This window comes from Streptomyces sp. NPDC001594, assembly GCF_042893675.1.
Lineage (GTDB): Bacteria > Actinomycetota > Actinomycetes > Streptomycetales > Streptomycetaceae > Streptomyces.
On sequence record NZ_JBIAVB010000009.1, the window covers coordinates 322,008 to 335,118 of the forward strand.

6 protein-coding genes are annotated in these 13,111 nt (G+C 77.5%); all 6 read right to left on the reverse strand.

Translation table 11 applies throughout. The annotated features are described in order from the left end of the window. Nucleotides 1–102 precede the first annotated feature (102 nt). Nucleotides 103–1,731: a GMC oxidoreductase gene (locus tag ACFY0O_RS20195; protein WP_388948163.1), complete on the reverse strand. Its 1,629-nt coding sequence runs from the start codon at nt 1,729–1,731 to the stop codon at nt 103–105. Between the two features lie 122 nt (nt 1,732–1,853). Further along, nucleotides 1,854–2,066 carry a ferredoxin gene (locus tag ACFY0O_RS20200; protein WP_388948165.1) on the reverse strand — a complete coding sequence of 71 codons (213 nt, stop codon included), beginning with the start codon at nt 2,064–2,066 and terminating at the stop codon, nt 1,854–1,856. After that, nucleotides 2,063–3,241, reverse strand: coding sequence for a cytochrome P450 (locus ACFY0O_RS20205; RefSeq protein WP_388948167.1), 1,179 nt, complete (start codon nt 3,239–3,241; stop codon nt 2,063–2,065). Before ACFY0O_RS20205 ends, ACFY0O_RS20200 begins: the two co-directional genes overlap by 4 nt. Before the next feature lie 322 nt (nt 3,242–3,563). After that, nucleotides 3,564–6,539: an AAA family ATPase gene (locus ACFY0O_RS20210; RefSeq protein ID WP_388948169.1), complete on the reverse strand. Its 2,976-nt coding sequence runs from the start codon at nt 6,537–6,539 to the stop codon at nt 3,564–3,566. Then, entirely contained in the window at nt 6,536–9,409 is a 2,874-nt protein-coding gene (locus ACFY0O_RS20215; protein WP_388948170.1) for an AAA family ATPase, read from the reverse strand. The genes ACFY0O_RS20210 and ACFY0O_RS20215 overlap by 4 nt, the downstream gene beginning before the upstream one ends. A 712-nt stretch (nt 9,410–10,121) precedes the next feature. Then, complete coding sequence (locus tag ACFY0O_RS20220; protein WP_388948172.1) at nt 10,122–12,941, reverse strand: LuxR C-terminal-related transcriptional regulator; 2,820 nt, start codon at nt 12,939–12,941, stop codon at nt 10,122–10,124. Between the last annotated feature and the right edge of the window lie 170 nt (nt 12,942–13,111).

The following is a 13,111-nucleotide window of genomic DNA, read 5'->3' on the forward strand; positions in this document are numbered from 1 at the left end:
CGACCCGTTGACCTACTGCTGACTGGCTGGTTCCGCAGCGCCTCGGGGCGTGCGGGCATGCCGGGGAGGGACCCCGTGCTGTTCCCCTGCGCGCGCCGCCGGTTACGCGGCGGTGACGTCCTGCCGGATGACGCGCTCGATGTTCCGTTCGGCCAGGGCGGTGATGGTGACGAACGGGTTCACGCCGATGGAGCCGGGGATGAGCGAACCGTCGGTCACGTAGAGGTTCTTGTAGCCCTTGACCCGGCCGTAGTCGTCGGTGGCCCGGCCGAGGACGCAGCCGCCGAGCGGGTGGTAGGTGAAGTCGTCGGAGAAGGCCTTCACCTGCTTGCCGAAGAGGTCGTAGCGGTACATCGTCGTGTTCGCCCGGTTGATGCGGTCGAACAGCGACTTCGCGGCGTTGACGGCGGGGGTGTTCTGGTCGCGGGTCCAGCGCAGGGCCGCCCGGTCGGTCGCCGCGTCGTAGGCGAAGGTGCCGCGTTCGGGGTTCTTGGTGATCGCCAGGTAGAGGCTGACCCAGGTCTCCAGGCCCGCCGGCATGGGGGCGATCTCGGCGAAGACGGGGTTCTGGGGGTTGTCCCAGTCGTCGATGCCGAGCGCGGGGATGGAGGACTGGTTGGCGCCGGTGGGGTTCCACACGTGGTTGGCGCGGGCGGTCATGATGTTGCCGTTGGGGCCCCAGCCGGCGCCGATCTCGGAGCTGAGCTCCGGCAGGGTGCCGGTCTCACGGGCGCGCAGCAGCAGTTCGGTGGAGCCGAGGCTGCCGGCGCCGAGGAACAGGTGGCGGCAGGAGATCTCCTTGGTGGCCAGCAGCCGGCCGTCGGCGTCGCGCTGCTCGACGGTGAGGAGGTAGGTGCCGTCCTTCTGCTGCCGGATGGTCTTGGCCTGGTGCAGGGTCTCGATGGTGACCTTGCCGGTGCCCAGGGCGGCGGCGAGGTAGGTCTTGTCCAGGCTCTGCTTGCCGTGGTTGTTGCCGTAGATGACCTCGGCGGCCAGCGCCGACTTGGGGACTTCCCCGGCCGCCTCGCGCCGCATGTGGTCGAAGTCGTAGACGTTGGGGACGTGGACGGTGCCGAGGCCCGCCTTCTGGGCCTGGTCGCGGGAGACCCGGGCGAACTTGTACCACTCGGTGCTCTCGAACCAGCCGTTGTCGATGTGGTTGACGCGGAGCATGGAGTTGGCGCGCGGGAAGTAGCGGTCGTACATCTCGGCGGAGTCGACGCGCGGCAGCACCTCCTCGAAGTAGGAGCGCTTCGGGGCCACCGCCATACCGCCGTTGACGAGGGAGCCGCCGCCGACGCCGCGGCCCACGTAGACGGACATCTGGTCGAAGTTGACCCGGTCCAGGACGCCGGCGTACGGGTCGATGTCGCGGTTGGCCAGGTCCAGCCAGAGGAAGCTGCCCAGGGGGGCCTCGGTGCGGTTCTTGAACCAGCTGGAGCGCTTGTCGGGCTTGAGCATGCCGGCGAAGACGTTGCCGTCGGGGCCGGGCTGGTTCCACAGCTGGCCCATTTCGAGCATGACCGTGCGGACCCCGGCCTCGCCCAGGCGCAGCGCGGAGACGGCGGCGCCGTAGCCGGTGCCGATGACGACGGCGGGAACGAAGGCGGTGCCGTCGGCGCGGTCGGCGGCCAGGGCCCGGGGGGCTCCGATGGTGGTGGTGCCCGCGAGGGCCGCCGCGCCGAGGGCCGTCAGTCCGAGCAAGCGGCGGCGTGACAGGTGCTGTTCCACGGTGTGTACCTGACTTTCGGGAGGAATGGGACGGATGGTGGCGTGCGGACGCCCGCGTGCGGCGGGTGCGGGAGGGCGTCGGCGCGCGGGACGGCCTCGGGGGGAGGCGGGCGGCGGGAGCGTCAGCCGGCGGTGTGCAGGGTGATCGCGGCGCAGGGGCACTGGTCGGCGGCCTCGCGCACGGCGGCGTGCGCGGCGGCGGGCGGCCCGGGGTCGAGGAGGACCACGAGGCCCTCCTCGCACTGGTCGAAGACCTCGGGGGCGATCAGGGCGCACATGCCGGCGCCGCAGCACAGCCGCCGGTCGGCCGCGACCCGCAGGGGGCCGCCGCTCACCAGGCGACGGGCAGCGCGTACACGCCGTAGACCTGCATGTCGTGGCGGAGCCGGATCTCCTCGGGCGGGCAGGCCAGGCGCAGCCGCGGGAAGCGTTCCAGCAGGGCGGTGAAGCCGACCCTCAGCTCGATGCGGGCCAGTTGCTGGCCGAGGCACTGGTGGATGCCGTGGCCGAAGCCGAGGTGGCCGGCCGCGCGCCGGGTCACGTCGAAGGACTCGGGGTCCGGGAACCGCTCGGGGTCGCGGTTGGCGGCGGCGAGGGAGACCATCACGACCTCCCCCTCATTGATGAGGGTGCCCTCGATCTCCACGTCCTCCAGGGCGGCCCGGGTGGGGCCGTGGTGGACGATGCTGAGGAAGCGCAGGCTCTCCTCGACGGCGCCCTCGATCAGGGACGGGTCGGCGCGCAGCGCGGCCAGCTGCTCGGGGTGTTCCAGCAGGGCGAAGGTGCCGAGGGCGAGCTGGTTGGCGGTGGTCTCGTGGCCGGCGACCAGCAACAGGAAGGCGATCGAGGTGAGTTCCTCGTCGGTGAGGTCGGGGTCGGCGGTGATCAGGCCGCTGAGGATGTCGTCGGCGGGCTCGGTGCGCTTGAGGCGCACCAGGCCGCCCAGGTAGGCCCCGAGCTCCAGGAAGGCGGCGGTGACGTCCTCGGTGGACTCGCCGAAGCTGCTCCAGACGTGGGTGTGGTGCTGGAAGGAGGCGCGGTCCGCGTAGGGCACGCCGAGCAGTTCGCAGATGACGAGGGAGGGGATGGGCAGCGCGAAGTGCTCGAAGAGGTCTGCGGGCGAGCCGAGGCGCTCCATCTCGTCGAGCCGCTCCGCGGTGATCTTCTCGATCCACTCGGTGAGCAGGCGCATGCGGCGGACGGTGAACTGCCCGACCAGCAGCTTGCGGTAGCGCTGGTGCTCGGGGTCGTCGTGCTGGATGAACATGCCGGGGGGCGCGGCCGGGGCCTCGTCCAGGGTCGCGGCGCGCGGGACCGGCGGGTGCTTGAGCTCACCGCGGGCACTGAAGCGGGCGTCGGCGAGGACGGCCCGGGCGGCGGAATATCCCGTGACGAGCCAGCCGAGATGGCCGTCGGCGAATTCCATGCGGGTCAGCGGTTCGGTCCGGCGCAGCGACCGGGTCTCCGGGGGCGGGTTGAAGTATCCGTCCCGGACGGTGGAAAAGGTCACCGGTAAACCCTGGCTCATACATGCCCTTCCATGGCCGGCCGTAATACGGCTCGAATGATTCGGAAACGCGGCCTCAACACGGCGTCAACGCATCCTCGACAAGGCTCGCTGCAATTCGAACTGCGTTGTCCGCGCAGTTCGATCAGCGCCACCTCGAAGGTATGGAGACGGGGTGAAAGGTGTCAACGAAATCAATCCCGCGCGCGCTAACCCTGTGGGCGCGGGCCGGGGGGTACGGTTACGGGCGGTACCGGGGGGCTTCGGTTCGGTACGGTACGGGCGCCCGCCGCCCCCCTCTCCTCCCCCGCCGCCCGCCGGGGGCTCAGGGGCCCTCCGGGGACAGCAGCTGTGCCATGGGGGCCAGTTCGGCACGGCCGTCGATGCGCAGCTTGCGGTAGGCCTGGGTGAGGTGCTTCTCGACCGCCCGGGCGCTGACCTCCAGCCGTTCGGCGATGGCCCGGTTGGAGGTGCCGCGGGCGGCCAGGGCGGCGACGCGGCGCTCGGTGCGGGTCAGGGCGGCGACCGCGTCCGCGCCCTGACAGCCGGCGATGGTGTGCAGGGCCCGGCCGGCCCGGTCGGCGATCCAGGGCGCCCCGCACCGCAGTCCCTGTTCCCGGGCGTGGGTGAGCCGGTGCTCGGCCTCCGCCTCCTGGCCGGCGGTCAGCAGCCGTCTGCCCAGGAGCAGGGAGGTGCGGGCCTGTTCGAGGAGGTGGGCGGTGCGTTCCAGGGCGGCCGCGGAGTCGCGCAGCAGGGCGAGCCCCGGTTCGCCCCCGGTGACGGCGCCCCGGCCGCGCAGGGCGCGGCCGATGGCCACCGGGCTGCCCCAGGCCAGGGCGCGTGCGTACTCCTCGTCCATGAGGTCGTGGGCCTGGCCGGGCCGGCCCATCCGGTAGTGGAGCGCGGAGACCCAGGAGCGCCAGGGCGCTACGGCCGGGTTGCGCCAGTGGGCCCGTTCGGCCGTGCGCCCCCAGTCGAGGTAGCAGTCGAGGGCGGTCGGCAGGTCGTGGCGCAGGGCGGCGGCGGAACCGCGGACGAGGAGCCTGAGGGAGGGGAGGTGGCCGGGGGCGGGGTCCGGCGGGGAGCCCGCCAGGAGCCGTTCGCACAGGGCGGCGTCCCGGGCCTCCAGGGCGGCCTGGAAGACGGCGGCCAGGGTGCGCGGGGTGGCCCAGTCGGCGGCGCCCAGGTCGAGCGCCTCCGTGGCGTGGACGCGGGCCAGGGCGAGGTCGCCCCGGGCGAGGGCGAGGTGGGCGAGCTCGACGGCGGTCAGGGCCTGCGGGACGGTGGCGTGGTCGCGGCGGGCCCGGTCGTGGGCGGTGTGCAGCCAGGGGCCGATGGTGGCGAGGGAGTCCGCGGCGACCAGGACGTCGGTCAGCAGGGGCAGGGCGGTGTGGACGTGGCCGGGGGTGGCCGGCTCGTGCTGGAGCAGCCGTTCGGCGAGGGGCACCGCCTCGGCGGCCGTGACCCGCTGGGCCAGGACGGCCCCGTGCAGCAGGACGGTGACCCGTTCCCGGTCGGCGGCGCCGTCCAGCGGGGGGAGGGGGCCCAGGGCGCGCAGCCGGTCGGCGGAGGCGGCCAGTTCGGCCGGGCCTGCCACGGCGGCGTGCCGAAGGCGGGCCTCCAGCCGAAGGGCGCTGCGGCGGTCGGCGCCGGTGAGGCCCTCCGGGTCGCCCAGCGCGGCGGCGGTCCCGGCGACCGTGTCGAGGGTGGCGGGCGGGCAGTCGGCGAGGAGGAAGGGCGGTATCCGGCCCGCCACGCGGGCGCGGCCGGCCGGGTCCGGGAGGAGGAGCAGGGCCTGGGTGAAGTGGCGCAGGGCGGCCCTGGGGGCGAAGTCCCGTTCGACGGTGGCGAGTTCGACGAGGAGGTCGGCGCGGGCGGGTCCGTCGGGCGGGCTGAGGAGCAGGGCGCGGCGCAGGTAGCGGGCGGCGGCCTCCGGGTCCGTGCGGCGCAGGGCGGCGGTCGCGGCGGCCCGGAGTACCTCCTGCGCCCAGGGCTCCGGACAGGAGGACACGGCGAGCAGTTGCGCTGCGGCGCGTTCGGCGGGGTGCCCGCCCTGGTGCAGCAGGAGGGCGGCGCGCAGCCGGGCGGCCTCGGCCTCGGCGGGGGACATCGCCTCCTCCACGGCGTCCGCGACGACCGGGTGGACGAACCGGGGCACCGGACCCTCCGCCAACAGCCCGAGCCGCCGCAGCACCCGCACCGCCTCGGCCCGCCCGGTGGCGTCCAGCCCGGCGAGCCGGCCGGCGGGGTCCTCCCCGGCGGTCTCCGCACCCCTCCCCGCCACGGGGTCCTCCGCCCAGGTGGTGTCGCCGGGCACCCCGGGCACCCACGGCGTCCCGGTGCATCCGGCTTCCCCGGCCGGCCCGGCACGGCCCGGGTCACCGGCGTGCCCTGCGGTGCGGGTGGTGTCGGCGGCGGGGTCGGCTCCGGTGGGGGCGGCGTCGGCCTCGGTGGGGGCGGGAGGGTCGCCGAGGACGGCGAGGGCCGAGGCGAAGCGCCGGACCGGGGGGCGCTGGCCGCGCAGGACCACGGCGAGGCGTTCGCGCAGGGCGTCGGGGCGGATCCCGCGGATGTCCCGGGCGTCGGGCAGCCGTTCCCCGTGAGCCGGGGGCCCGGCGGCGGTCAGGGCGTCGAGGGTGGCCGTGAGCAGCAGGGGGTGTCCGCCGGTCGCCTCGTGGCAGGCGCGGGCGCAGGCCTGGTCCACGGGCCGGCCCAGCCGGGCGCCCACCAGGTCGGCGGTGGCCCCGACGGACAGCGGCCGCAGCCGCAGCACGCGGGCCGCGCGGCCGGTGAGGTGGTGGAGCCCGGGCGCGTCCTCACCGGGGTCCCCTTCGCGCAGGGCGGCGACCAGGGTCACGCGCAGCCGGGGCAGGCGTCCGGCCAGCCGGGCGAGCCAGCGCAGCGAGGCGGTGTCGGCCCAGTGGAGGTCGTCCACCAGCAGGAGCAGCGGTTTGCGGTCGGCGTGTCCGGCGACCAGGGCGAGCAGCTCGGAACCGGCGGGAGGATCGGCCGGCTGCCCGGGCGGGGTGACGGTACCTCCGGGGGCGGGCAGCAGCGGGGTCAGCAGCTGGCTGAGCACACCGAAGCCGAAGGCCTGCTCCTGCGGGGCTCCGCTGGCGGTGAGGACGCGGACGCCCCGGCGTTCGGCGAGCTCCGGCAGGGCCCGCAGCAGGGCGGTCTTGCCCATGCCGATGCCCCCGGTCACCACCGTCAGCGACCCGCCGCCCGCTCCGTGCCCCGTGGCGTCCAACGCCGCCGTGAGCAGGTCGAGTTCCTGTTGGCGGTGGAGCAGGGCGTTCATGTCGGTTCCTCCGTAGCGGTTCGTTCGAGTGCCGCGGCCAGCTGGGGACGCCCCCGGATGCCGAGCTTGCGGTAGGCCTTCGTCAGGTGCTGTTCCACGGTGCGGGGGGTGACGGCGAGTTCCCCGGCGATGGCCCGGTTGGGCAGGCCGTCGGCGGCGAGCGCCGCGACCCGGTACTCGGCGTCGGTGAGGCGGGCCGGTGCCGTACCGGCGGACCCGGACGCGGACGGGGGCTGGGGGCCGGCGGGTGCCGGGCCACGCCCGACGCCGTGCGGGGTGCGGCGTGCCCGGCCGGACCGCCCCGAGGCCGGCCCCGAGCCCGGCCGCGGGTCGCGCGGGGCTGCCGGGGCGGGTGTGCCCGGGTGCGGGGCGGAGGGTGCCGGGGTCCGGTCGGCGGCCAGCAGGGAGTCGACCGTGAGCTGTCCCGTGACGGGGGCCGTACCGAGGGCGACCAGCGCCTGCCGGTACCGCCATCCTGCGGCGCGCCCCCGGGCCCGGGCCGCCGCTCCGGGCGTGCCGGCCCCGCCGGGGCGCGGAGCCAGCGCCGTGGCCAGCGCGAGGGGTGAGCCCCACCGCAGGGCCAGTCGGCGTTCCTCGGCCAGCAGCCGCACCGCCAGCGGGTCGTCGGGGTCACGGGTCCGGGCGGCGGCCGAACGCCAGGGCAGCAGGGCTGGGTTGGCCGCCTGCCGGGCCAGCAGCCGGCGCCCGCACTCCAGCAGGTCGGCGAGGGCCCGGTCGCGCTCGCCCGCCGCGAGCCGGACCCGCCCGCGCGCGTAGAGGAGGTGCGCCCAGGCCAGACCGCCCTCGGCGGCGGGCGGCAGAGGCGTCTCCAGGATCCGGGCGGCGGCGTCCGCGTCCCCCCGGCGCAGGTCCAGCAGGGCCCGCAGGGCGAGGGGGGCGGGCGCCATCAGGGGGTGCCACAACCGGGCCGGCATGACCTCTTCGCACCGGTCGAGGGCTTCCGAGGCGGCGGCGTCCCGCCCGCCCCGCAGTTCGGCGAGGCAGGTGACGAGCAGGGCCGCGCCGGCGACCGGCCGGGCGTCGCGCCGTGCCGCGCACACCAGGATCCCGTCGAGAGCGCCGCGCGCCTCCTCCGTGTCCCCGCTGAGGACGAGCGCGTGCGCCGCGGCCGCCCGCACGGCCGGCGGGACGTGCGCGCGGGCCTCCGGGGCCAGGGCGGCCCGGGCGAGCGCCCTGGCCCCGCCGATGTCCTCGCCGCGCTGGGCGGTCAGCCAGGCGGCCACGGCGGCCTCGGCGGCCCGCTCGGGCCGGCCGCTCCAGGAACCGGCCGGAAGCGGCACGCAGCCGTCCTCCGGGTCGGGACGGCCCAGTTCGGCCAACGCGTGCAGGGCCCGCAGCCCGGAGTGCTCGGCGGAGCCCGGCTCCGCCCCGGCGGCGGCCCGGGCGATGCGGGCGGCGGGGGTGAGGAAGTCACCGCGGGCCACGAGGAGTTCCGCCGCGCGCAGCCGGGCCCGTACCGTGGCGGGGTCGACGGGAGCGGGTCCGGCCGCGCCCGGCGGCGGGTCCAGGGCGCGATAGAGGTGGCGGCTCGCGGCGTCGGGCGCGGTGGGGAGCACGGCCGTGGCCAGCTCGGTCAGCAGCCGGACCCGCAGGGCTTCCGGCACCGGCTCGCGCAGGGCTCGTTCCAGCAGCCGGACGGCCCCGGCGGTCCGGCCGGCCGCCCGCTCCTCGGCGGCCCGGCGGCGCAGTGCCGCCACCGCCCAGGGGGCGCCGACGGGGCCGGAGCCGAGCAGCATCCGGGTCACGGCACGGTCGGACAGGGCCGCCCGGTGGGCCCATGCGGCGGCCCGGGCGTGCAGTTCCTCCCGCGGCTCCGTGCCGAGGCCGGCCAGGACGGCCCGGGCGGCGGCCCCGCTGCGCAGGGCGGGGCGGGGGCCGTCGGCGAGCAGCCCGGTGCCGGACAGCAGGCTCAGGGCCCGGGCCGTGCCGGGGGCGCGGGGGCCGGGGGCCAGCGCTTCGATCAGGCCGGGGGTGCAGTCGGGTCCGGCGACGGCGATCGCGCGCAGGACGCCGAGGAGTTCCCCGGGCAGCAGGGGCAGGGTGCGCACCGTGCGCTCCCGGACGGCCTCCGCCGCGCTCTCCGCGAGGTCGGCGAGGTGTGCGGTCCGCGGGGGCCAGCCGTGCCGGACGAACCGGGCGGTGACCGACCGCAGCAGGGCGGGGTTCCCGTCGAGGCGGCGGACGGCCTCCGCCAGGAAGGCGGCGTCCACGGACCCGGGCCAGGTGTCGGCGAGGACCCGGCCGACGGCTTCGGCGGACAGCGGGGGGAGCTCCAGCACGTGCCGGGCCACGGAGCGGCCGTCGGCCAGCGGGCAGGGCTCTATCCGGTCGTACGGACCGGGCGGGGCGGCGCCGTTGCGGGAGGTGAGCAGCATCAGCGGTACGCCGGCCAGCCGCCGGGCCAGTGCCTGGAGCCCGCGCAGCGACGGCGTGTCGGCCCACTGGACGTCGTCGACGACCAGCAGCAGGGGGCGGCCGCGGGCGGCGGTGAGGAAGGCGGCGCACAGCTCGCCGGGGCGGGCTCGGTCGTGCGGGAGGTCCGGCCCGGCGGGGGTGGTCCCGGGGAGCAGCTGGCCGAGGAGCTGGGCGGCGAGCCCGTGGGGCAGGCAGGTCTCCTCGGGCGAGGCGGCCGCGGCGGCGACCCGGACGCCGGCGTCGGTGGCGAGGGCGGCGGCGTGGTCCAGCAGCGTGCTGCGTCCGATGCCGGGCGGCCCGCCGACCTCGACGAGCGCGGGCCGGCCGCGCCTCAGGTCGGCCAGCAGGCCGCGCAGCAGCCGGTCTTCGGCGTCCCGCCCGACGGGCACCGCCGGGCCGCCGGGTCCGGGCGGGGCGGCTGTCGTCCGTGGCATGGGCCTCGGTCCTCTCGTGTTCGTGTCGATGGCCTCCCCCGCCGGCCCGGCAGGGGCCCCGGGCGGGCACGCTTCCCCACCGGCCCGGGCCTACCCCGCTCCCCCGCACCCCCCGCCAGGTACTCCCGGCGGCGGGCGCGGGGCGCACCGCGTCCGGCCCCGGGCCACCGCACCCGGCCAGGCAGCCGAACTCGCACCCGCCCCGGCTTCCACCCCGGAACGGCACTGCCCCGCTCCCCGCGCCCGCGCCCGCCGCCGCACCTCCTGCCGGCGACGGGCGCGGGGGGCGCACCGCGTCCGGGCCCGGGCTACCGGACCCGGACGGGGAGCCGAACTGGGCCCCCCCCGGCTTCCCCCTGGAACGGGAATGCCCCGCTCCCCTGCCTCCCCGCCGGTCGCCGGCGCCCCGCGTCCGCCCCGGGGTTCGGGGCCCGGCCGGGCGGCCGAGCGCCACGTTCCGCCGGAGCGCTCCCGGCATCGGTTCCCCGTTCCGGCGTGTGCCGTGCACCGGCACGGACGTGGCGGCCCGGGCCGGGCCGGAAGAGCCGGCGCGCGTGGCCCGTGCGGGCCCTCACCTCTCGGTCCGGTCCGGTCGGCGGAGCCTCCCGGAGCCCCGCCGGGCCGGGCGCGACGCGGCGCGGGCCCGGGAACGCCGCCTGCGGTGCCGGCCGCCCGGAGCGCGGGTCTGGCGGCGGGGCGTCGGGGGCGCCGCCTAGGGCGGGGACGGTACGCCGTCCGCCGGGCGGGACGTGGCGGCTCGGGTGCGGGGGGCGAGGCCGCGCGGCAGGTCGGCGCGGCCGCGGACGTCGAGCTTGCGGTAGACGTTGGTCAGGTGCATCTCCACCGTGCGCGGGGTGATGAACAGCGCCTCCGCGATCTTCTTGTTGCTGAGGCCGCGCTGGGCCAGGGTGGCGATGCGGCGCTCGCTGGGCGTCAGGGAGTCCACGGGGGCGACGGCCAGCTGCGGCATGCGTCCCCCCGCGGTCACCAGCGTGTCGCGGGCGGTGGCGGTCAGCGCGTGGGAGCCGCAGCGGGTGGCGAGCCCGATGGCCTGCCGCAGGTGCCCCCGCGCGGCCCGGGCGTCGCCGAGCGCGAGCAGCTCCCGGCCCAACTGGTATTCGGCCCGGGCCAGTTCCAGCCGGGCCGGTGAGCCGGACAGGGTCTCCACCGCCTCGGCCAGCAGCTCCGTACGGGCCCGGCCCCCGACGACGGAGGCGGCCGCGACCAGGCCGAGCCCCAGGGCGCGCGGGGTGCCCCAGGCCCGGGTCCGGGCCACGGCGGTCTCCACCAGCCCGGCGGCCTCGGCTCCCCGGCCCAGCCTGCCGAGGGTGGTGGCGGTCGGCAGCCACCAGGGGGCGAGGACCGGGTTGGCGACGCCCGCCTCCTCCTGGCTGCGCCCGCACCGCCGCCACAGCTCCAACGCCCCTTCGAGGTCGCCGCGTTCGCGGCGGACCCGCCCCGAGACGTACAGGTAGAGGTGCCATTCCCACACGCTGCGGTCCAAGTGGCCCGCGGTGCGGGCGAGTCCGTCGAGCACGGCGCCGGCCCGGGCGGCCTCCCCCTGGGAGAGCAGTACGGAGCCCAGCGCGAGGTGGGCCAGGGGCGGGGCTCCGGCCGGGCCGCTGACCTCGGTGGCGGCCCGGGCGTCCCGCGCGGCGCCGGGGACGTCGCCGATGCCGTGCAGGATCAGGGAGCGGCCGGCCAGCGCGGCCCGCCGGGGCCACAGCGGGGGGTGGTCCTGCGCCGGCGACAGCACCCGGTCCAGGGCGCCGAGGGCCTCGTCCACGCGGTCGGCGAGCGCGAGTACGGCGGAGGAGCAGAACACCCCCCAGCCGGCGGTGCCGGGTTCGTCGGAGCGCAGCGCCCGGCGGGCCAGGGCGGCGGCGCGGGCCGCGGATCCGCCGTCCAGGGCGGCGAAGGCGCTGAGGGCCGCGAGCAGACGCCGGTCGGCCGGGCCGTGCCCGGTCGGTACGGGCAGGGCGGCGGCCCGGACGCCGGCGGCGGGGAGTGCCGTCCGGTCGTTGACGGCGCTGGCCAGCAGGGCGGATTCGACGGTCGTGCGCAGGTCCCGGCAGGCGGGGTCGGCCCCGGCGTCCGGGAGGCGGGACAGACCCTCCAGGACCCCTTCCAGCAACCGCATCCCCTCGGGGGCCCGGCGGGTGCCGAGCGCCATCATGGCGTACTGCACGGCCACGGGGGCCTGCCGGCGCGGGTCGGGGGTGAGGGCGAGGGCCTGGCGCAGGTGCCAGAGGGCGTGGGCCGGGGTGACGACGGTGCGGCTGGCGGCGCGGGCCAGTTCCACGTGCAGGCCGCCGCGTTCGGCGTCCGTGAGGCCGCGGCCGGCCTCGCCGCGCAGCCAGCGGCCGGCCGCCCGGACGGTCGCCCGGGTGGGCGCCTCGGCGGCGGCGTCGCGCAGGACGGCGAACATCCACGGCTCGTCGGCCCGGTCCAGCGCGGCGAGTTGCTCGGCGACCTCCGGGGCGGGGCGTCCGGCGTCGCTGAGGACCCGGGCGGCGCGGATGCGCAGGTCCCGCAGCCCGGGCTCGGACAGGGTGGCGAGGACCACGCCGCGGACGTCCTCGCGCATGTACGGCGGGGTGCCCGGCAGGACGGCCCCGATCCGGCGCAGGCCCTTCAGGGCGCAGGTCACGGCCCCGACGTCCAGTCCGCAGAGCGCGGCGAGCAGGTCGGGGGCGGCCTCGCCGAGCACCGCGAGGGCGGTGGCCACCTGCCGGGCCCGGCGGGGGCCGGCGGCCAGCAGTTCGGGGACCCGGGCGGCCGTCACGCCCCGGTGGACGGCGTCCAGCCGGTGCACGGCTTCCGCGCCGGGCGGGATGCCGAGGGTGCGCAGGGTGGTGAGCACCCGGTCCACCAGCAGCGGGTTGCCTCCGGTGAGTTCGGCGCAGCGCCGGACGAACCGCTGGTCCGCGGGTGCGCCGCAGATCCCGGTGGTCAGGCGGGCGATGGCCGCTTCGGTGAGGGGGACGGGGTCCAGGAGGGTGCAGCGACCCCGGGCGGTGATCTCGGCGAGCACGGGGGTGCCGGGGCCGGGGGCGTCGGTGCGCTGCGCGAGGATCAGGAGCAGGGGCCGGGCGGCGGCGTGGCGGAGGATGAACTCGGCGTGGCGCAGGGAGGTTTCGTCGCACCATTGGGCGTCGTCGACCAGCAGGGCCAGGGGTCCGGCGGCGAGGAGGCCGAGGGCGCGGCGGTGGAGCTCCTGCCGGTCGTGGTGGAGGTCGCGGGGGCCGGCCGGCGCCCCGGGCGGGGGCGGCAGCAGCACGTCCACGGTACGGGTGCGGGCGGGACCCTCGGGTAAGCCGGCGGCCTGCCGTACGGTCCATCCGGCGGCGGCCAGGCGCTGCCGCGCGAGGGTCAGCAGGCGCGTCCTGCCGATTCCGGCGGGGCCCCTGACGAGGACGGCCCGCGCGCTGCCCGCCCGGGCTTCGGCGGCGTCGCCCAGCAGGGTCTCGAGTTCGGGGGTGGGGTCGTCCGGGATCAGGCCCGGGCCCTGCGCCATTCCAGCGGTGAACACCAACGCATTTCCCTCTTCCTTCGCGGAACCGCCTCCGGTCATCCGGCGGTACGACGCCGGAATGTCCCTGCGTGACCAAGATCGTAGGGGATGCGCCCCGAGGACTTACGGCCGATCCAATCGATTTGAGCCAGAATGTACTGGACCTTGGCCGAGGCACATGCCACCGC